The following is a 20,069-nucleotide window of genomic DNA, read 5'->3' as shown; positions in this document are numbered from 1 at the left end:
GTGTCGCGGCCGCACGGTTACCGACCCACGCGGGAAGCGATCTCTTGGCAGTTCGCGAGCGCGGCCTCGATCGACGACCTGCCGGCGATCACGGCCGCGAACTGCGTGGTGCACTGGTTGCCGACGTCCCGGTACTCAGGGATGCCGACATAGGCGACGGCAGCCGGCAAGCCCGGCCGCTTCGTGGTGCCCGGATTGTCCACCGGCGCCGACTCGATGGCGGCCAGCGTCGGCGCGGCGAACGCGCTGGCGGCTTTCTGGTACTCGGGGATCTCGTAGGTCGAGCGGCGGGTGCCCGGAGGGACGGCAGCCCAGCCGCCGGCTATCCGGGGCCCGGCGTCCTTGATGTACTGCGGCCCGGCCGCCCACGAGATGTACCTCCAGGCCAGGTCCGGCTTGCTCGACGTGGTCGGAATGGCGAGCGCCCACGACCAGAGCCATCCCGAGGCCCGCGTGAGCACGACCGGGGCGGCGGCGTAGCCGTTCTTACCCTTCACATCGCTGTTGTCGGCTTCGAGCAGGCCGGCAGCGACGGTCGCGTCGTACCACATCGCCACCTTGCCGCTCAGGTACAGCTCGAGGCACTGGTTGTAGCCGGCGCGGGCGGGGTGGCTCTCGCCTGCGTCCCTGACGAGGTCGACGTAGAACTGGAGCGCCTTCCGGAACTCCGGCTGGTCGACCATCGCGTTGTCCACCGAGCCGTCCGGCTTCGCGGACCACCACGTTCCACCGAACGTGTTGAGCACGGTGCCGAACGACCCCCCGAGCTCACCCCAGCCCGGCTTTCCGCGCAGGCAGATTCCGGCCCGCTCGGGTGTGTCGATCCTCCGTGCAATGTCGGCCACCTGCCTCCAGGTGGGGTGTTCCGGCATCTCGATGCCCGCGGCCGCAAGGACGTCCTTGCGGTACATCAGGAAGGACGACTCCCCGTAGAACGGTGCTGCGTACAGCCTTCCCTGATACGACAGGGCAGTCCGTACCGACGGGATGATGTCGTCCAGCGCGTAAGCCTTGTCGGAGGAGGCCATGGGTGTGAGGTCTGTGATGTAACCGTCCCTACCGAACTGCGGGGCCTCGTACGGGCCGATCATCACCACGTCGTACCGGCGATCCTCGGTGCCCTCACCGCTCGTGGTGACCTCACGCAAGGTGCCCTCGTCGAGAATCGTGTAGTTCACGTCGATGTGGCTCTGCGCAGTGAAGAGCGACGGCGTGAGACGCGCGAGGTCCTGCGTCTGAGGATTGGCGACGATCGCGACATCGATCGAGCCGCCGGAGTTCGCCTGCGCATCGTTGTCGCCTGCGCCCTGGCAGCCGGCCAGCACCGTTCCCGCGATCGCGCACAGCATTGTGATCAAACCCCGGCGCACAGTGCCTTTCATGCCGCTCCTCCTCCCGGGTGCTCATGGGCGGACCATCGCCACACGAGCGCCACGGCCGAGCCGGCACGAGTGCAAATGGTGTTCGGGCCAACCTGCTGTTGTTCCGTCAGGAGCGAGGAAAACTGGGGCCGCGAATCAGTGAAAGGTGACGCATAGGCGCGCAGCTTCCCAGCGTCCCGGCCGCCCCTGGCGGGCGAAACCGGCGACGGGAAAACGCAGAGCTCATGCTCGCCGCGCAGCCGCGGCACCGTCCGGCTGGTCACCGGCAGCACCAGGTCGGAAGCGACCACCGCAGCTCCGCCAGCAACGGTGCCGCGTCTACCACATCCTCGAAGTCGTCCATCACCAGCAGCCGCTGGGCCCGCAGGTGCGATTGCGGGCCGCTCGTCGGCTCCCCGCAGTGGTGGCAACGATAACCGCCTGGCGACCGGCGCCGCCACCGAAAGGACCGGGGCCGGCTCGAGAAACCGCAGCTCCGGGCAGGGATCGTCGACCGCGGTCGCGCCGACCCGGTGCGTCAGGTGCCCTGCGCGACGGGCTGCTCCCCCGGTTCGTGACGGCCGGTGGCGGCCGGCTGCGCGGGGACCATCCCGTCGAACCGGACGGGAAGGTGGAGGGGCCCTCGCAGGACCGGATTGGGCCGGTACGGCGGGGGGTCGGCGACGAGACGCGGGTGCTCGAGCCTGCGGGCGAGCTCGCTGAGCGCGATCTGGGTTTCCAGCCGCGCGAGGGGCGCGCCGAAGCAGTAGTGGATGCCGCCGCCGAAGCCGAGGTGCTGGTCGTCGTCGCGGGCCAGTCCGAAGCGGTCCGGGTCGAACCGGTCGGGATCGAACCGGTCGGGCTCGCGTACGTGCTCAGGGTCGCGACTGCCGGATGCGAGCACCAGGATGACCTGCGAGCCCGCCGGGATCGTGGTGTCCGCGATCTCGATGTCGTCCAGCGCGGCCCGCCACGGCACGAAGTGCACGGGGGGTTCGTAACGCAGCAGCTCCTCGACCAAGCGAATGGGCAGGTCGGGGTCGCGGCGCACTCGCTCGAGCACGTCGGGATGGCGCAGCAGGGTGAGCATGCCGTTGGTGATGAGGTTGACGGTCGTCTCGTGCCCGGCCACGAGCAGCAGAAACGCTGTGCTCAGCAGTTGCTCCTGGGACATCCGCCCGTCGGGCCCGTCGTCGGTGGCCATCGCGGAGAGCAGGTCGTTGCCCGGGTTTCGGCGGTGGGACTCGATGAGCTCGGCGAGGTACTGCCCCATCTCCGCGCCGGCCTGGGCGTGTTTCCGTTGTTGTTCGGGGCTCGCCGCCTTCGGGTCGAGGGCCTCCAGTCCCGCTTCGACCCAGACGTGGAAGCGCGGTTCGTCCTCGCGGGGCACCCCGAGCAACTCGCAGATCACCGTGACCGGGAACGGATAGGCGAAGTCGTCGACGATGTCGACCTCGTTCCTTCCCGCGAAGCCGTCGATCAGGCGGGTGACGATGCCACGGAGATCGGGCACCATGCCGTCGACCCGGCCGGGTGTGTGGGGCGGGCCGAAATGGCGCATCGCCAGGCGCCGGAGCCGGTCGTGTTCGGGTGGGTCGAGTCGCAGGAAGCTCGGCGCCGACCCCTGCCCGGGGACGCCGGCCGCCGGGTGGGCGAGGTTGCGCACGTCCGAGCTCATCCGCGGATCGTGCAAGAGCTCTTCGATCTCCCGGTAGGTGCTGACCACGTAGCTGCCGTTCTCCTGGCGGGCGACGGGGGTCTTGCGCAGTTCCGCGTAGAGCGGATAGGGGTTGGCGCGGTTGGAGTAGTCGAGGATCTGCGCGAAGACGCTGGGGTCTGCCATGGCGCCGCCTCCTTGGTCCGGGCACTCGTGGGCAATCTCGGGATGCGGTGTCAGCGCACCAACGTTGCGCGCCGCTCGCTCGGGTCGTGGCCCGTGACCACGACGGTGGCGTCCTGGGTGGGGATCGGCCGCTGGGGGAACCCGGCCTGCATCGGCACCATCTCGGCAGGCTGGTCGACGCCGCGGAACGTGGGCGGGAACGGTGCAGCCCGCTCGATCAGCCGTTCGTAGAACTCCAGCCATTTCGACTGGTCGAAGGTCACCGCTCCGACGACGCGGCCCTGGTAGCCGTAGGCAGCGATGAACCGGCGGTCGGGAATGGAGCCCTGGGTGACGACGACCTCGTCGGCGATGTTCGGCACTCCCACGGACTTGATCTCGGTGCCGAACTGGGTGGACCAGAAGGCAGGCACGGCGAGGTGCGGCCAGCGATCGGCCTGCGAGCTGATCATGTTGTGGGCGGCGACCTCGGCCTGCGCGACCGCGTTGCCCCAGTGTTCGAGAGCGAGGAACTGGTAGCCGAACATCGGTTGCGGAGCACGTGCGACATCGCCGGCGACGAAGATGTTGTCGGTGACCAGGCCGTTGACGTCGAATGCTCGGCACCCCGCGTCGCAGGCAACTCCCCACCGCCCGGCCGCCAGCCCGGACCCCGCCAGCCACTCGACGTTGCGGATCCCACCGAGGGCGGCCACGGCGATGTCCACGTCGATCGTGCTTCCGTCGGACAGGTGCGCACGGCGCAGCCGCCCTCCCCCATCGCCTTCCAGCGCGGTGACCATGACATCGCAGCGCAGGTCGACGCCGTTCTCGCGTTGCATGTCCGCCGCGACCGTGCCGATCGCACTGCCCAGCGCCGCCACGAGCGGGGCGGGCCCGGCCTCGGCGACGGTCACCGCCAGCCCGTGCTCGCGACAGACCGACGCCACCTCGGAACCGGTGAACCCCGCGCCGATGACGAGCACGCGACCCGGCCGCGCGGCCACGAGCCGCTGCAGCCGCTCCGCGTCGGCGCGCGTGCGCAGTACGACCACGCCATCCAGCCGCGCCTCTGCAGGGTTGGGCCATGGCCGGGCCCGCACGCCGGTCGTGATCAGCAGACGGTCGAACCCGACGCTCTCACCGTCCGCCAGGTGCACGTGCTGGCCTGCCAGGTCAAGCTGCGTGGCAGGCACGCCGAGCCGCCACTCCGCGTCGACGTCATCGCGCCGCGGCAACCCGGTGTGTGTCGCAGGTACCGATCCGCCGAGCACCTGTTTGGACAGCGGCGGCCGGTCGTAGGGCTCGTCGGGCTCGTCCCCGATCAGTGTCAACGAGCCGGTGAACCCCTCGTGGCGAAGCGCCGCTGCGGCCCGCAACCCCGCCAGCGAGGCGCCGACGATCACGATCCGTCCGCTCCCCAGGAAACCCTCGTCGGACCCGCCTCGAGCCGCCTCGGCTCGACGCTCTGCATCTGCCTGACGGGCTCCGTTCCGACTTCCCACCCGGTCGAGGACGATGGCCTGCACCGGGCAGGCCGCCGCGGCCCGCAACACACGCTCCCGCTGCTCGTCGCTGGGGTCGGGGTCGTACAGGAGTGCTTCGTCCCCGTGCATCGTGAATGCGCTGGGGGCCAGAAACGCACACTGTGCGTAGCCCTGACACCGGGTGAGGTCGACGACCAGCTTCATTGTGGGATCCCCTCTCAGGCACTCGTTCGTCGGAGCCGCCGGCACGGCGAGTCACCTGTGTCCGTCACCGTCCAACCCGCTGCCACGGCGCCGCATCACCCGGAATGAACTAGCCGGATCCCGGCTGGGAACCGCGTCCCCGGAGGAGACCGGGCCGGTCGCGGCGGAGCACGCAGGACCCCTGCCTCGCCCAGCGCGGATGAGGACGCCGGGGCCTGGGTGCCGGACAGTCGCTGCGGGGCGACGCCGACGCACGGGGAAGGACCGACCGCGCATGAGCACGAGCGCAGCAGCCGAACGGGCGGGCAAGGCCGCGGCCGGCGTCCTGCTCACGCTGTCGGCGGGCCAGTTCCTCATGACCCTCGACACCTCGGTCATGAACGTCGCCATCGCGACCGTCGCCAAGGACGTCGGAACCACGGTCACCGGTATCCAAGGAGCGATCACGCTCTACACGCTGGTCATGGCCATGTTCATGGTGCCCGGCGGCAAGCTCGGATCGTTGATCGGCCGTCGGCGCGCGTTCGCGATCGGCTGCGTCGTCTACGGCCTCGGCTCGCTGACCACCGCCCTCGCTCCGAACCTGCCGATCCTCATCCTCGGCTGGTCGGCGCTGGAGGGCATCGGTGCCGCGCTGATCCTGCCCGCCATCGTCGCCCTCGTCGCGGGCAACTTCCCGCCGGAGGGACGGCCACGCGCCTACGGGCTCGTCATGGGCGCCGGAGCGATCGCGGTGGCCGTCGGTCCGCTGGTCGGTGGCATCGCGACGACCTACTTCTCCTGGCGGTACGTGTTTCTCGGCGAGGTCGTGATCGTCGCCGTGATCCTGCTGCTCGCCCGGCGCATCGCCGATGCTCCGCCGGAGTCCCGGGTGGGGTTCGACGTGATCGGCGCATTTCTCAACGCGATCGGGCTCGGGCTGGCGGTCTTCGGCGTCCTGCGCTCGGCCGAATGGGGGTGGGTGGCGCCCAAGGCAGGCGCTCCGTCCCTGCTCGGCATCTCCCTCACGGTGTGGTTCGTCCTCGGTGGGCTGCTGGTCGTCTGGCTCTTCTTCGAGCGCGAGGCGCACATGGAGGAGAGGGGCCTCGAGCCCCTGGTGAAACCGTCGTTGTTCGGCAATCGCCAGATGACCGGCGGGCTGCTGATGTTCTTCCTGCTCTTCCTCGTGCAGGCAGGGTTGTTCTTCACGATCCCGCTGTACCTGTCGGTGTCGCTCGGCCTGTCCGCACTGGAGACGGGGGTGCGGATCCTGCCGCTGTCGGTCACGTTGCTCATCGCCGCCATCGGCGTCCCACGGTTCTTCCCCGATGCGTCCCCGCGCCGGGTGGTGCGGCTGGGCCTGCTCGCCATGTTCCTCGGGATCGTCGTTCTGCTGACCGCGATCGACGCGAGCGCGGACGCCACGATCGTGACGATCCCGCTGCTCCTCGCCGGCCTCGGAATCGGTGCGCTGGCGTCGCAGCTCGGTGCGGTGACGGTGTCCGCCGTGCCCGACGAGCTGAGCCCTGAGGTGGGTGGTCTGCAGAACACCGCGACCTATCTCGGCGCGGCGATCGGCACGGCGTTGGCCGGTTCGATCCTCATCGGCGCGCTCACGACGTCGTTCCTGCAGGGCGTCGAGCAGAACCCGGCGATCCCCGAGCAGGTCAAGTCGCAGGCCAACGTCCAGTTGGCGAGTGGGGTGCCGTTCCTGTCCGACGTCGATCTGGAGGCGGCGCTCACGAATGCCGGGGTCGCCCCGGACGTGACGGCGGCGGCACTGGAGGTGAACGAACAGGCCCGGCTCGACGGCTTGCGTTCGGCACTCATGGTGCTGGCGCTCGTCGCGCTGGCGGGGGCGTTCTTCGCACGCCGGATCCCCACCCAGCCTCCGCGCTAGTGTCGCGGCCGCGAGGCGCCGTCCGGGCGCCGGAGGCGGGTAAGACGACCTCATTTCCTCGGCACTAGGGCACCCTCGCCGCCCCGAAGGCCTACGGGGCAGGAGCGGCACCTTCCGGCGCCCGCTCCCGCCGCACCTCAGCGTGCAGGCCTACCAGGCGATCGGCAGCGAGGTGAGTCCGTAGATGACGTTGAACGAGCGGAAGCCCGGCTCGGCGTCGGTGGTGCGAAGCCCGGGGAAACGCTGCAGCAGCGCCGGGAACGCGAGCCGCATCTCCATCCGCGCGAGCGGCGCGCCCAGGCAGTGGTGGATCCCGTGCCCGAACGCCAGATGCCCCATCGCGCCGCGGGTGATGTCGAGCTTGTCGGGGTCGGACAGCAGCTCCGGGTCGCGGTTGGCCGCGGGCAGGGCGCACATGACGAACTCACCCGCGGCGATCTTCTGCCCGGCGATCTCCACGTCGGTGGTAGTGATCTTGCCGGTGCCGGAGTGCACGATGCTCAGCCAGCGCAGCAGCTCCTCGACCGCGGCGTCAACGCGCTCGGGCTCGTCGCGCAGGAGCGCGAGCTGGTCGGGGTGCCGGAGCAGCGCGAGCGTGCCGAGTCCGAGCATGTTGGCGGTGGTCTCGTGGCCGGCGATCAGCAGCAGGGACGCGATGCCGCAGAGCTCGTCGAAGCTCAGCTCGTCGCCGTGCTCGCGCACGAGCATGCCCAGCATGTCCTCGCCGGGGTCGGCCTGGGCTCCCTTCACGAGCTCGGCCATGTAGTCGCGCGACTCCCGGCCCACCCGGATCCGCTCCTCCGCCGGCACCGAGAGGTCGAGCAGCCGGGAGCTGCGCTCCTGGAACTCGGAACGGTCCGCGTAGGGCACGCCGAGCAGCTCACAGATCACCAGCGAGGGCACCGGCAGCGCGAAGTCGGAGACGAGGTCTGCAGGCGGTCCGCTGCGCTCCATCGCGTCGAGGTGCTCCTCGACGATCTCCCGGATACGCGGCTCCAGCCTGCGCATCCGCCGCACCGTGAACTCCGGGGTGAGCAGCCGCCGCAGCCGCGTGTGGTCCGGCGGGTCGAACACGAGCAGGTTGCCTGCCCGCATCCGGGCCAGCTCCTCCTCGCTCACGTCCTCGAAGCCCGGGGGTCGCCGCAGCTCCGAGACCCGGAAGTTGCTGAACCGCTCGCTGTCGCTCAGCACCTCCCGAACGTCCGCGAAGCGCGTGACCATCCATCCCTCCAGGCCGAAGGGGGTGCGGATACGCCCGATCCCGGGGCCGTCCCGCAGCTCGGCGAGCTCTGGCGCCGGATCGAACGCGTCTCGCCGCATGTGGATGGGTAATTCCTGCTCCCGGGTCACGGCAGCTGTCTCGGTCACGCAACCTCCCCTGCGACGCGCGCCCGGTCAGCGCGCTCCGTGAAATGAACGATAGGCGCCTATCAAGTAGTTCCCATCCGGATTTTCCGTTCTCAGTGGTCCCTCAGCAGACGCCCGGATCAGGAGCGACGGCACGGACGCCGCGAGGCTTTCCGGAGCAGGCCGTAGTCGATCAGCACGATCCCCTCCTCACGGATGATGTCGCGAGCCCGCTGCGACGTCAGGAACTCGTGGTCGGTGCAGCGCACCCACGAATCCTCGTCACCGAGGCCCGGATGCACCGCCCACTCGCTGAGTCCCGCAGGCAGCTCACGCAGGAGCTGTGCGTACCGGTCCTGCTTGCTCTCGACGTCGAGACGGAAGCTGTCGACGAACTCGTGCTCGACGACGGGCACGCCACGGCGGCGCAGCAGTTCCGTTCCACGCTCGAGCCAGGCTCGCGTCGCCAGGCCGTACTCCTGCGCCAACGCCACCGTCAGGTCGAAGACGTCGGCGCGCCCGCCGTCCGCAAGGCAGTGCCAGTCCAGATGTGTCGGCGTGAGCCCGGCGTCCATCACGGCGTCGATCTGGGCACGGAACTCCACCTCCACCTCGTCGGGACGGGCCCGGGCCAGAAGCTCGGGCACCTGAGCGGGCGCGAACAGCTCGCCGTCGTCGTCGAGCAGGGACGGCACCCGCTCCTTGGCGGTCAGTGGGCGCCATCGGTCGCGGTCCGTGTCGCACACGAGAGTGAGGTGGATCCCGAACGGGATCTGCGGCCGCGACCGGAGCAGCTCCATCGCATGGGCCGCGCCGGGACACGGCACCATCAAGCTGCACGACGTGCCGATGCCCTCCTCGATCGACTGGACGACAGCGGCGTTGATCGCGGGGTTCATCCCGAAGTCGTCGCAGTTCACGATGAGCACACGCGCCTCAGGAGCGAGGCCGAGCAGTTCGTTCGACGAGGCAGCGGGCACGTCGGCGGCGTGGACGTTCACAACGTCCAGTCTGCGAGGCCTGTCCAAACGTTTCCGGACACGTCGACGTGGCGGCGAATCACACAAAAAGGAGAATCGCCCTCGAAACGGTCCACGGATTTCCGGGACTCGCCCGCAATCGTCATCGGGAGGGCGGTCGTGCACTACTCCCCGTGGTCGCGATGCCGGCGAGTCGATGTAGCCTCCGCCCGTGGTTCTGGCGATCATCGGCGTCATTCTCCTGGTCGGAGCGGCCATCGCCGTTGCCTTCGCCGTGCGGGGCAAGCGGCGCTGGCAAGCGATGCTGGGCACCGAAACGTCCACCGCCGCCGAATTGACCGCCGAGCTGACAACCGTTCGCGAGCTCGGCGGAAGTGCATTCAGCCGGATTTCCGAAGTGACCGGCACGGCAGCCCCGGGACCGATCGGCGAGCTGAAGTCGGAGCTGGCCGAGCTCCCCTGCATCTGGTATCGCTACGAGATCCGCCGCCGCTACTGGGACACCTCCACCGATTCGGACGGCAACAGGAGCCGCACGCAGCGCACCGAGACCGTTGCGAAGCTGGCGAGCACTCAGCCGTTCCGGGTGGTGGACGCCACCGGGAGCGTGCTGGTGCGACCGGACGGACTCGCGATCGACCACGCCGAGCGGGTGCTGGACCAGTTCGACCCGGACCAGGGCACGAGCTCCATCTCGTTCCTCGGCATCAGCATCGGCATGAGGAGCGACACCATCGGTTACGAGCGCGAGGAGTGGATCGTCCGGTCCGGCACCCCGCTCTACGTGCTCGGTGAGGCGAGAGACCAGGGTGGCGAGGTGGTGATCGGCAAGCCGGCGAGCGGCGTGCATGTCATCTCCACCCGCAGCGAGGCCGAGTTGCGCAAGTCGACCCAGCGGACGCAACGAATCCTCATGTGGTCGGCGCTCGCCGCCGTGGTCGTGGGCATCGTGCTGCTGGTGGCCGGCGCGGTGGCGGGCTGAACCTCAGGCCGGGCCGCGCCGTGCCACGGTGATCCAGGCCGCCGAGTCGTAGAGCACGCCTCGATCGGTGTCGTGCTCGGCCATGCCGGTCCGCAGGGCGTCGAGTGCGCGGGCTCTGGTGTCCACGTCGAGTCCGTCGAGCCGGCCGCCGAACTGCGTGGACACGAAGCGGTAGGCGTCGTCGAGGTCCGGACCGAAATACATGGGCTCGCTCACCGCATGCAGCCGCACGTCCGTGAACCCGGCCGACGTCAGCAGGTGCCGCACCCGTTCCGGGTCGCTCAGCGAGAACGGCCCCGGTGCCCCCACTGGGAGCGGCAGCTCACGCCCCGCGGCCAGCACGCTCAGGAACGTGCGGATCCACTCGTTCTTCTCGAACGGCTGCCAGGTCATGAGGACGAGGCGTCCACCGGGGCGCAATGCACGCGCGATGTTCGCGAAGGCGACTTCGGGGTCACCGAAGAACATGGTCCCGTTACGGCTGATCGCGATGTCGAATGACCGGTCGGCAAAGGGATGATTCTGCGCGTCGGCCTGTTCGAAACGGGCGTTCGGCACCCCCTCTCGGTCCGCCGTCCGGCGCGCGAGGTCAATCATTTGCGAGGACAGGTCCACACCCAGTGCGAATCCGTCGGACGCCCGGCGCGCGGCGTCCCGGGTGGTCTGGCCGCTGCCACACCCGATGTCGAGCACGTCCATGTTCGCGCCGATTGCGGCGGCCTCGAAGAAGTGTCCGTGGTATCCGGCCACCCCCTCGTTCAAGCGTTCGGCGTGGGCCGTCCAGAAATCACCTGAATCCCCGTTCCAGTCGCGTAGCTGCGAGACGTTGGACGGGTCCGGCTGCAAGGCGTCGACGGACGCCGGTTCTCCTGTCACACCCCGCAGTCTGACCCACCGTCCAGGCCCGTCGAGCTCACCCCCGACGGGTCCCTGGCCTGGGCAGGCGTCCGGGACGCGCATCCACCCGTCCCGCCCACAGTGATCGCGGAGCGCGATGGCGACCGGTTCCCGGGCGGGTGGTCATGGTCACTCTGCCGAGGGTTCACCCTTGTCAGCAGGGCCGAGAGCTCCGCGAACACCTACGCTGGCATTCCCCCGAGGAGCCACGTTTCCCTCTCGAATGGATGATGCCCGTGCGACTCGCACGCCTTCTGACCGTTGCTGCAGCCGCGTTCGTGTCCCTGGCAGCGGTCACGGCGCCGTCGGCAACGGCCGGCGTGCCCGACTCCAGCTCCCGCTCCTCGGGACTCACGGGCGACCTCGACACCCATGACCCTGCGCTCGTGGCGGGCGGGCCCGGTCAGAATTGGTACGTCTTTTCCACGGGCGACCCGTCGGTGGGCCACGGAACGATCCAGATCCGCAGCTCTCCCAATGGCCACGACTGGGCTTTCGCCGGCACCGTCTGGGATTCCATCCCGTCGTGGATCAAGAAGGAGATCCCCGGCGTGAACAACCTGTGGGCGCCCGAGGTCTACCATTATCGAGGCACCTACTACCTCTACTACGTGGCGTCCAAGTTCGGCACCAACGACTCGCTGATCGCACTGGCCACCAACACCACGCTCGACCCGCACAATGCCGCCTACAAATGGGTGGACCAGGGCCAGATCCTGCGCTCCGAGTCGTCGGACGACTACAACGCACTCGATCCGGCGATCATCGAGGACGGCAGGGGACGGCCGTACATGGCGTTCGGCTCCTACTGGAGCGGGATCCGCATGCTGCCGCTCGACTGGCCGTCGGGCCATGTGGCCGCGAACGCGGGTGAACCGCTGCATCTGGCCAGCCGGCAGGAACCGCCGTACGCCATCGAAGCGCCCTACATCGTGCACCGGGGAGGGTGGTACTACCTCTTCACGTCATGGGATGCGTGCTGCCGTGGCGTGGACAGCACCTACCGGATCGTCATCGGCCGCTCCCGTCTCGTCACCGGCCCGTATCTGGACCGCGACGGGAAGAGCCTGCTCGACGGGGGTGGCAGCACGTTCCTCGCCACCTCCGGCAACCAGGTCGGGCCGGGCGGCGAGTCGGTGTCGGACGGAATCCTCGCCTACCACTACTACGACCGCGCCGACGGCGGGAAGCCCCATCTGGCTCTGCAGCAACTGTCATGGAGCGCGGACGGCTGGCCCGAGATCAGCGACGAGAGGCAATGATCGGCGGCCTCAGACGTCCCCGTCCCGATCGTCGCCGGCGTCGTGGACGAGCAGGGCGATCTGAACACGGTTGTTGAGGTCGAGCTTGGTGAGAATGCTCGACACGTGCGTCTTGACCGTGGGCACCGCGAGGTGGAGCACGGCCCCGATGTCGGCGTTCGACCTGCCCTCCGCCACCGCCACCGCGACGTCCCGCTCGCGGTGGTTCAGCAGGGCGAGCCGCTCTCGCGCGTGCTCGCGTCTGCGGTCGCGATCCGAGTCCGTCACGCGCGCGATGAGGCGACGGGTCACGTCCGGCGAGAGGACCGGGTGTCCACGCGCCACGCGCCGCACGGCCTCCACGATCTCCTCGGGCGGGGTGTCCTTGAGCAGGAACCCCGCGGCGCCGGCGCGCAGGGCACGCAGCACGTGGCCGTCGGTGTTGAAGGTGGTCAGCACGAGGACCTCGGGGGCATCCCCGCGGGCGCGGACGGCCTCGGTGGCGGTGAGGCCGTCCATCGTGGGCATGCGGATGTCCATGAGGATCACGTCGGGCGCATACCTGTCGATCAGGCCGGCCACCTCGGTGCCGTCACTGGCCTCGGCGAGCACGTGGATGTCCGGGGCACCGCGGAGCATCATCGTGAGCCCGGCCCTGACCAGCGGATCGTCGTCGACGACGAGTACGCCGACCGGGAGCGCTGTCACGGCGGCCACGGTAGCCGGGCCTCGACCCGCCACCCGCCCGCCGCGGTGGGACCGTGCACGAGGTGCCCGCCGGCGAGTCTGACGCGCTCGGCCAGGCCGGCCAGGCCTTGCCCGGCCGCTCCGCCGCCCACGGCAGGCGCCGAACCGGGAGCCGTGTTGCACACCTCGACGGTGAGCCCCTCGCCGCGTGCCCCCGCCACGAGGACGCGCACCTCGGCTCCCGGCGCGTGCTTGCGGGCGTTGGTCAGGGCTTCCTGCACCACGCGGTAGGTCGTGCGCCCCGTCGTGTCGGGAACGGACTGCGGCAACGGTGCGCTGAGCTCGATCTTCATCCCGGCCCGGCTCGACTCGTCGACGAGCTCCTGGACGTCGGCCAGACCGGGTTGGGGCAGCTCACCGACCGGGGCGCGGAGGACGCCGATGACCGCTCGCAGGTCCTGCAGCGCCTGGTGGGCGCTCTCCCGGATCACCTTCGCCGCGCCGGCGACTTCCTCCGGCGGCGCGCCCGGACGGTATTCGAGCGCTCCGGCGTAGACGCTGAGCAGGGAGAGCCGGTGGCCCAGCACGTCGTGCATCTCCCGCGCCACCGCCTCACGGGCATGGTGCTGAGCCTGTTCGGCGAGCAGCCGCGCCTCGGCCCCGGCGCGCGCCACGAGCTGGCGGTGGTGATGGATGACGAGCCCCCAGCCGGTGGCGACGCCCTGAAATGCGACCCCGAGCATCAGCAACAGACCGCGGTCGTAGTCCGACTCGATGCGCAGCAGGACGTAGGCGAGCGCGGTGATCAGGCTCAGCCCGAAGACGGTGATCGAGGTACGCGGAGGCCGGTGCACCGCCACGGTGAACAGGCCCACCAACATCGCTCCCGCGACGAGCTCGAACACCGCCGACAACGCCGCCAGGGCCACGGCGACCGCCACCGGCCAGCGACGGCGCAACCAGATGGCGGCGCACCCGAGCGCGCCGACGACCTGCTCGACGTCGAAGAACCACGCCGGCTCGGTGAGACCCAGGCCCACGCGATCGACAGCGCTGAGCACGCCGATGCCCACTGCGAACAGGAACAAGCAGGCGTCGACGGCCCATTCGCGGCGCGTGCGCGCCGGATTCGGCGGGATGGAATCGGTCATCTCGCGCCGAAGCGTACGGTGGGCGGGCGGCCGGGAGGCCGCTGCTCGGCGCCGCCGGTACCTCCGTCGGTCGAACCGATACTTCGGTCGGAGCCGGACGGGAAGGGCAGCGACCTCGGTCGGCCCGGCGGCTCCCGGCGATCGATCCGGAAGCGGGCGGCTGATCCTTAGCGTCCGCCGGTATGCGGACACCCTTCCAGCTGCTCGGACTCTTCCTGCTCGCTGCGGGCATCAGCGGATGCATCGACCACCTGGCATATCAGCCGATCATGGGTCTCTTCCTCAACGTGTTCAACCGGTTCGTGATCCCGCGTATCGACGTACTGGCGGGGTACGAGCTCTTCGCGAACCTGGTCGTGGCGGTGGTCGGGGCCGTCGTCCTGATCGCCGCGAGCCAGGTGCGCAAGGCATGAGGCCACGCTGACGGCATCTGATCGATCGGGCCAGGAATCGTCCCTCTTGGACAGACTGCGTACGGTGTGTGACTGATCGGCCATCGCGCGGAAGCGGCCCGGTCGTACAACGGCGTAGCGGGAGGGGGACCCACGCGCGTGACCGACCCGGACGCTCCGCCTGCCCCCAGACCCCCCGCACAGCGACCGGGCGGCCCGTGGCGTGTGGCAGGGTTCGTCATCGCGGTGCTCGGCATCGTGCTCGTGGCGATCACGCCCAACCCTCCCGAGAACGTCCTGCACTGGGCCCAGATCGTGGCCGGTGCGTCGCTCACGGCGTTTCTCACGACGTACGCGGGGTGGCACGAGGTCGCGCGGCTGCGGGGCCACCCCAGGCGGATCCTGCGCTGGGTGCTGCGCAGGCGCGTCGCCGTGGCTGTGGGCGTCGTGCTGGCCCTGGTGCTGGCGTTCGGCATCCCCCCGGCCTGGGAGTTCACCCGCGGCGTCTCCCTCGCCGTGTTCGGCTGCTCGCCCCCCACCCAACTGCGCATGGTCGCGAGCCCCGAAACCATCACGACGGCACGCTCGCTCGCCGGCGACTACGAGCGGTGGACCGCCACCGAGAACCACGACTGCCCCACCGTGGAGATCTACGTCTACGAGGCTCCCCCCGACGAGATCCGGCAGCGGATCCAGATGGGGACGGGCTGGCTGGACGGGTCCGACGTGCTGCGGGAGATCGGGCCGCAGCCCGACATCTGGCTCGCCACGACGAGCCACGAACTCCCCGACCCGCCCGGCACGGCGATCGCAGGCACCACGCCCTTCGCCTACACGCCGGTGGTGCTGGCTGTGCCCTCGGCCGAGGCCGGCCGGCACGTGAGCCGGCAGGGCACGTGGGCGGACACGTTCCAGCAGGTCGCCGACCAGGGGGTCGACGTCGTCCGGGCGGACCCGAACTCCACCGAGCTGGGCCTGCTCGCCACCGCACTCCTGTACGGCTCGCGCGGCCAGGACAGCCCGCCGAGCCCGCACCAGCTCGGCCCGGCCGAGATCGAGCAGCGCATCGCGGTGTCCCTCGACAAGGGCGGCTTCCCGCTCACGGACACCCCCGGGCTCCTGTGCCGCCACCGGCTGCTCGGGTCGTCGGCGGCCGTCATCGCGTCCGAGCAGCAGGTCGTGCGCTTCAACCTGGGTGATCCGCTCGGCCCGTCATGTCTGTCGCGCACGGACAACCCCGAGCAGCTCGTCGCGCTCTACCCGTCGGACACGCGCAGCCTGGACCAGCAGTTCGTCCGGCTCTCGTGGAGTGAGCCGCCCCAGCAGCAGGCTGCGGCCGACTTCGGCGCATGGCTGCTCACCGAGTCCGGGCGGACGGCGGTCGTCCGGACGGGCCTGCGCCCCCTCGGGCCGTACGCGAAGGGGCCGACGCTCACCACACCCGGAATCGACACCGACGCCGTGCCGACGATGGGCCCGGTCCCGCCCGCCGAGTGGGAAGGCACGCTGTCGGCGCACGACGCAGCCCAGCGCCGTGGCCGAGTGCTCTTCGTCCTGGACACGTCCGGATCGATGGCCACGAGAGGCCCGGAGGGCACGAGGTCGGCCGTCGCGGCCGCCGCCGTCTCCGCGGCGCTGGGGGGAATGGGTCCTCGCGACGAGTTCGGCCTCTGGTTCTTCCCCGACCCGGCGGGCACCGGCCACGTCCAGGCCGTGCCGCTCGGTGCGCCCGACCGGGCTCGGCGTGACGCCGCGCAGCAGGCGTTGAACGGCGTGCGGCCCGCGGGGAACACGCCGCTCTTCCGCAGCATGATCGACGGCGCAGCGGCCCTCCCCTCCGACGATCCGGGCCGGGTCGACGCCGTCGTCGTCCTGACCGACGGCGAGGACACCAGCAGCGGAGTCGGCGCCGATGCGGTCAGCTCGGCCCTTGCCGGCACCGGCGTCCGGCTGGTCGTCGTCACGATCGGCGAGATCCGCTGCTCCGACGCGGGTCTGACCGCGATCACCACCGCGACCGCAGGCGAGTGCGTCGACGCCGACCTGGCGAGCCTCGACACCACGTTGCGCACGGCCACGGCGGGCTTGTGGGGTGGCCGATGATGGCCCGCTTCCGGCACTGGGAGCGCCCGCTCGCGTGGTGGGCAGCCGGGATCGTCGTCGGCGTGGCGGCCGTCCTGCTCACCACGACCGTCACCGCTCTCGTCGACGACCCCGGCAGGCTCGAGGACAACGGTGAGATCGTGATCCTCAGCGGGCGTGACGACAGTCTGGGTGGCCAGCGCCAGGAGTTGGTCAACCAATGGAACGAGCTCCATCCGGACAGCCGGGCGCGGATCGTCGAACTGTCCGCTCTCGCCGACGCCCAACGCAGCGAGATGCTGGCCAGGGCCCAGTCCGGCCGTGGGGACATCGACGTCTACAACCTCGACGTGACCTGGACGGCCGAGTTCGCCGACGCCGGATACATCCAGAGCCTCGACGAGTCGCGCATCCCCGAGGACGGCTTCCTCGCGGGACCGCTGGCCACCTGCCGCTACAACGGCAAGCTGTGGGCGCTTCCGTTCAACACCGACGTGGGTCTCCTGTACTACCGGTCGGATCTCCTCGACCTCCCGCCGCAGACCTGGAAGGACCTCGAGGACGACGTCGCCGAGCAGCGGGCGCGCAGTGGGAACGACGTGGACGGCTATGCGGGACAGTTCGCGGATTATGAAGGGCTCACGGTGAATGCACTGGAGGCCATCGGGGGCGCGGGCGGCTCGGTCGTCGACGACGATGGTGACGTCGTCATCGATGACCATCGCGTTGCGGTCACGGAAGGTCTCGACCGCCTCCGGAAGATCGCACCGACCGGCGTCCCCGCGCTCGACGAGGACAGCAGCACCCAACTTTTCCGATCAGGCAAAGCGCTTTTCATGCGCAATTGGCCGGTGAAGTTCCAGTCGCTGACAGAGGACCTCGAAGGGGCGCCCCCGGTGACGTTCGACGTCGCTCCCCTGCCCTCCGACTCAGGGGTCCTCGGCGGCCAGAACCTTGCCGTTGCGTCCGGCACCGACCGTCCACGTGCCGCGCGTGCGCTGATCGAGTTCCTCACCAGCGAGCGCAGCCAGCAGATCCTCTTCGAGCGCGGCGGCCTGCCCGCCACCCGTAAGGTCGTCTACTCCGACCCGGTGGTCCGGGAGCGCTACGAGTACGTCCCCACGTTGGAGCGGGCGCTCGAGCACGCGAAGCCGCGGCCCGCCCAACCCCACTACGCGCGGTTCAGCCAGGTGTTCCGTTCGGCCGTCGACGGCTTTCTCCGCCAGAGCGCACCCCTCCCCGACGACATCCAGGATCAGCTGGTGGGCGCGCTGAAGGGCCGGCTCGCCCCGGCCTCCGACAACTGACCTCCTGGTCGGCGAGCTGCGGGAGCCACGAACCGGCAGAGGAACGCAGGCCATCGGATGACGCCATGGTCGGCGCGGGGCGCTTATAGTCATCGTGCCGACAAGGAGGCAGCGGTGAGCTTGGCCAACGTGTGGCTGCAGACACCGGGGGACGGCTTGGTGCGCGCTGACCAGGTGGCCGGCATCGAGGCCCACCAGACGCCTGAGCTCACCGGCAAACCGTCGTACTGGCTGCTCGACATCGTGCTCCCTGCCCCGGTCGGCAGCGGTTCGGGTGGTGAGCTCTGGATCAACGTCCTGCACCGCACCCTGCTCCAGAGCTCGTTGGATCCGGGCGACGCACCCGTCGCGCTGGCCAGGCTGCTCTCCCAGCTCGACACCATCAGCGCAGCAGGGATCATCGTCACCACCCGCCACGGTGCCGACGGCTGGGATCCGGCAACGGACGGCATCGCCGTGGGATCGGCCACCGTGCGCTTCCACTTCACCCCGTTCAGCTCACCACCGCCTCGGGATGACACAGGGGCCGAATACCTGTAGGGCACACTTTCGCTGATTTCGGTGAATCCGCACTTTTATCGACAATCCGCCGGTAAGAACTGATCACGAAATGTTTATTGATCAACGCGGGAACATTCCCATCCACCCGTTCGTCCAACGAACTGATGCACTTCGGAGGCGCAATTCGGTAGGGAAGGTCGGATCATGGTGACTGGGGCTACGGGTTACGACGTCGTCATCGTCGGCGCGGGCACGGCCGGCTGCGTGCTCGCCGCGCGGCTGTCCGAGGACGCGGCCACGCGGGTACTCCTGCTCGAGGCCGGCAGCCGCGAACCGCTGGCCGCGGTGGCCGACCCCCAGGCCTGGCCCACCCTCACTGGCTCGTCGATGGACTGGGGCAACCACACCGTCGTCCTGGACGGCATCGGCCGGACCGAGGCGATGCCACGCGGCCGGGGGCTCGGCGGCTCATCGGCGATCAACGCGATGGCCTTCATGCGAGGCCATCGCGCGAGCCACGACGCGTGGATCACGGCCGGTGCGAAGGGCTGGGGGTACGACGACCTGCTGCCCTACTTCAAGCGCACCGAGCACGTCGAGGGCCGCGATCCCGCCGTGCGCGGCCAGAACGGCCCCCTCCACCCCTGGACGCCCACCGCGCCCCACCCGCTCTCCGTGGCCACCATCGATGCGGCCCGCGAACTCGGGCATCCGATCGCGCAGGACGTCAACAGCGGTCTCGAAGAGGGCTTCGGCTGGAGCGAGTTCACCATCCTCGACGGCAGGCGGCAGAGCGCCGCCGACGCCTACCTCCTCCCGGTCCTCGACCGCCCCAACCTCGACCTGGTCACCGACGCGCTGGTGCATCGCCTCCTGTTCAGCGGCAACCGCTGCACCGGGGTCGAGTACAGCGTCGGTGGCCACACGGTCACCGCGCAGAGTGGAGGCGAGGTCGTCCTGACCGCCGGGGCGATCGGCACGTCGCAGCTGCTCATGCTCTCCGGGATCGGTCCGCAGGCTCACCTGCGTCAGTTCGGGATCGACGTGTTCGCCGACGTCCCCGGGGTGGGCTCCAACCTCCACGACCACCCCATGACCACCCTCGTCTATCACTCCGCCCAGCCCGTCCCGCTCTCCACGAGCAACGGCGGCGGCGAGGCCAAGGGCGACCAGCGCAGCAATTCCGCCAGTCCGTGGCCCGACATCCAGCTGTTCACCTCGATCAGGCCGCTGCGCGCCGCCACACTGACCGGCCCCGAACCCGGCGCGGGCTACAGCATCGTGGTCGCCCTCATGGCGCCGTTCAGCCGCGGAACGGTGCGCCTGGCCGACGCCGCCCCGGACGCGGCTCCTCTGATCGATCCGCGCTACTACTCCGACGGCCGCGACGTCGACGCCATGGTCGCCGGGCTGCGTGCCGCCCGTGAGCTCGGCACCGCATCCTCGTTCGACCCGTGGCGCGGGGAGGAAGCCCAACCCGGCAGCGACGTGCAGAGTGACGACGAGCTGCGCAGCTACATCCCCAAGAGTCTGCGTAGCTACCACCACTACGCCGGGACCTGCCGCATCGGCACCGACGACGACGCCGTCCTCGACGCCGACCTGCGCGTGCGCGGCTTCGAGGGACTGCGCGTGGCCGACGCGTCCGTGATGCCCTCCCCGGTGGCCGCCAACACCAACGCCGCCGTCTACGCCATCGCGGAACGGGCTGCCGAGCTGATCCGATCCTGACCCCGGCCCGGGCCCGAC

General features: G+C 70.0%; 16 protein-coding genes. 8 read left to right on the top strand and 8 right to left on the bottom strand.

Translation table 11 applies throughout. From position 1 onward, the window contains the following. Positions 1-17: 17 nt before the first annotated feature. From ACQPZQ_RS09035 to ACQPZQ_RS09025, 3 genes are all read right to left on the bottom strand, one after another. A complete protein-coding gene (locus ACQPZQ_RS09035) occupies positions 18-1,382 on the bottom strand; it encodes an ABC transporter substrate-binding protein (protein ID WP_433293992.1) in 1,365 nt (454 codons plus the stop codon). 517 nt (positions 1,383-1,899) lie between these two features. After that, positions 1,900-3,204 carry a cytochrome P450 gene (locus tag ACQPZQ_RS09030; protein ID WP_433293990.1) on the bottom strand — a complete coding sequence of 435 codons (1,305 nt, stop codon included), beginning with the start codon at positions 3,202-3,204 and terminating at the stop codon, positions 1,900-1,902. 50 nt (positions 3,205-3,254) lie between these two features. After that, positions 3,255-4,874: an FAD-dependent oxidoreductase gene (locus ACQPZQ_RS09025; protein ID WP_433293988.1), complete on the bottom strand. Its 1,620-nt coding sequence runs from the start codon at positions 4,872-4,874 to the stop codon at positions 3,255-3,257. A gap of 274 nt (positions 4,875-5,148) precedes the next feature. On the opposite strand from ACQPZQ_RS09025, the gene ACQPZQ_RS09020 reads away from it, so the two are divergent. Further along, the gene (locus tag ACQPZQ_RS09020) at positions 5,149-6,753 is read left to right on the top strand and encodes an MFS transporter (protein WP_433293986.1); all 1,605 of its coding nucleotides are present in this window, start codon (positions 5,149-5,151) and stop codon (positions 6,751-6,753) included. A 150-nt stretch (positions 6,754-6,903) separates the two neighbouring features. On the opposite strand, the gene ACQPZQ_RS09015 is transcribed toward ACQPZQ_RS09020, so the two are convergent. Further along, on the bottom strand, positions 6,904-8,121 hold the full coding sequence (locus tag ACQPZQ_RS09015) for a cytochrome P450 (protein ID WP_433293984.1): 1,218 nt from the start codon (positions 8,119-8,121) through the stop codon (positions 6,904-6,906). Positions 8,122-8,240: 119 nt separating this feature from the next. Then, positions 8,241-9,101 carry a polysaccharide deacetylase family protein gene (locus tag ACQPZQ_RS09010; RefSeq protein WP_433293982.1) on the bottom strand — a complete coding sequence of 287 codons (861 nt, stop codon included), beginning with the start codon at positions 9,099-9,101 and terminating at the stop codon, positions 8,241-8,243. A 190-nt stretch (positions 9,102-9,291) separates the two neighbouring features. On the opposite strand from ACQPZQ_RS09010, the gene ACQPZQ_RS09005 reads away from it, so the two are divergent. Further along, positions 9,292-10,062, top strand: coding sequence for an E3 ubiquitin ligase family protein (locus ACQPZQ_RS09005; protein WP_433293980.1), 771 nt, complete (start codon positions 9,292-9,294; stop codon positions 10,060-10,062). Positions 10,063-10,065: 3 nt separating this feature from the next. Here ACQPZQ_RS09005 and ACQPZQ_RS09000 read toward each other — a convergent pair whose 3' ends face one another. Continuing rightward, positions 10,066-10,938 carry a class I SAM-dependent methyltransferase gene (locus tag ACQPZQ_RS09000; RefSeq protein WP_433293978.1) on the bottom strand — a complete coding sequence of 291 codons (873 nt, stop codon included), beginning with the start codon at positions 10,936-10,938 and terminating at the stop codon, positions 10,066-10,068. 257 nt (positions 10,939-11,195) lie between these two features. On the opposite strand from ACQPZQ_RS09000, the gene ACQPZQ_RS08995 reads away from it, so the two are divergent. Next, a complete protein-coding gene (locus ACQPZQ_RS08995; RefSeq protein WP_433293976.1) occupies positions 11,196-12,221 on the top strand; it encodes an arabinan endo-1,5-alpha-L-arabinosidase in 1,026 nt (341 codons plus the stop codon). 9 nt (positions 12,222-12,230) lie between these two features. Here the strand turns inward: ACQPZQ_RS08995 and ACQPZQ_RS08990 are convergent, their stop codons facing one another. After that, positions 12,231-12,917: a response regulator gene (locus tag ACQPZQ_RS08990; RefSeq protein WP_433293974.1), complete on the bottom strand. Its 687-nt coding sequence runs from the start codon at positions 12,915-12,917 to the stop codon at positions 12,231-12,233. Next, a complete protein-coding gene (locus ACQPZQ_RS08985; protein ID WP_433293971.1) occupies positions 12,905-14,038 on the bottom strand; it encodes a sensor histidine kinase in 1,134 nt (377 codons plus the stop codon). Before ACQPZQ_RS08985 ends, ACQPZQ_RS08990 begins: the two co-directional genes overlap by 13 nt. A gap of 182 nt (positions 14,039-14,220) precedes the next feature. Here ACQPZQ_RS08985 and ACQPZQ_RS08980 point away from each other — a divergent pair, with 182 nt between their 5' ends. The 5 genes from ACQPZQ_RS08980 (at position 14,221) to ACQPZQ_RS08960 (ending at position 20,051) form a co-directional block, all read left to right on the top strand. Further along, positions 14,221-14,451 carry a hypothetical protein gene (locus ACQPZQ_RS08980; protein ID WP_433293969.1) on the top strand — a complete coding sequence of 77 codons (231 nt, stop codon included), beginning with the start codon at positions 14,221-14,223 and terminating at the stop codon, positions 14,449-14,451. Between the two features lie 138 nt (positions 14,452-14,589). After that, positions 14,590-16,533 (top strand): substrate-binding domain-containing protein, encoded by a 1,944-nt coding sequence (locus ACQPZQ_RS08975; RefSeq protein WP_433293967.1) that lies wholly within the window; start codon positions 14,590-14,592, stop codon positions 16,531-16,533. Further along, entirely contained in the window at positions 16,530-17,819 is a 1,290-nt protein-coding gene (locus ACQPZQ_RS08970) for an extracellular solute-binding protein (protein ID WP_433293965.1), read from the top strand. Before ACQPZQ_RS08975 ends, ACQPZQ_RS08970 begins: the two co-directional genes overlap by 4 nt. 114 nt (positions 17,820-17,933) lie before the next feature. Continuing rightward, positions 17,934-18,359, top strand: coding sequence for a hypothetical protein (locus ACQPZQ_RS08965; RefSeq protein ID WP_433293963.1), 426 nt, complete (start codon positions 17,934-17,936; stop codon positions 18,357-18,359). A 165-nt stretch (positions 18,360-18,524) separates the two neighbouring features. Further along, positions 18,525-20,051 carry a GMC family oxidoreductase gene (locus ACQPZQ_RS08960; protein WP_433293961.1) on the top strand — a complete coding sequence of 509 codons (1,527 nt, stop codon included), beginning with the start codon at positions 18,525-18,527 and terminating at the stop codon, positions 20,049-20,051. The last annotated feature ends 18 nt before the right edge of the window (positions 20,052-20,069 follow it).

Origin of the sequence: Pseudonocardia sp. CA-142604 (assembly GCF_050948475.1) — a bacterium.
Lineage (GTDB): Bacteria > Actinomycetota > Actinomycetes > Mycobacteriales > Pseudonocardiaceae > Pseudonocardia > Pseudonocardia alaniniphila.
This window is presented reverse-complemented; position numbering and strand designations above follow the sequence as displayed.

Bases quoted from the DNA above. Each gene is read 5' to 3' on its own strand.
- ACQPZQ_RS08970 (WP_433293965.1), top strand. From the start codon at position 16,530: ATGATGGCCCGCTTCCGGCACTGGGAGCGCCCGCTCGCGTGGTGGGCA.
- ACQPZQ_RS08960 (WP_433293961.1), top strand. From the start codon at position 18,525: ATGGTGACTGGGGCTACGGGTTACGACGTCGTCATCGTCGGCGCGGGC.
- ACQPZQ_RS08985 (WP_433293971.1), bottom strand. From the start codon at position 14,038: ATGACCGATTCCATCCCGCCGAATCCGGCGCGCACGCGCCGCGAATGG.
- ACQPZQ_RS08980 (WP_433293969.1), top strand. From the start codon at position 14,221: ATGCGGACACCCTTCCAGCTGCTCGGACTCTTCCTGCTCGCTGCGGGC.
- ACQPZQ_RS09025 (WP_433293988.1), bottom strand. From the start codon at position 4,874: ATGAAGCTGGTCGTCGACCTCACCCGGTGTCAGGGCTACGCACAGTGT.
- ACQPZQ_RS09030 (WP_433293990.1), bottom strand. From the start codon at position 3,204: ATGGCAGACCCCAGCGTCTTCGCGCAGATCCTCGACTACTCCAACCGC.
- ACQPZQ_RS09035 (WP_433293992.1), bottom strand. From the start codon at position 1,382: ATGAAAGGCACTGTGCGCCGGGGTTTGATCACAATGCTGTGCGCGATC.
- ACQPZQ_RS09020 (WP_433293986.1), top strand. From the start codon at position 5,149: ATGAGCACGAGCGCAGCAGCCGAACGGGCGGGCAAGGCCGCGGCCGGC.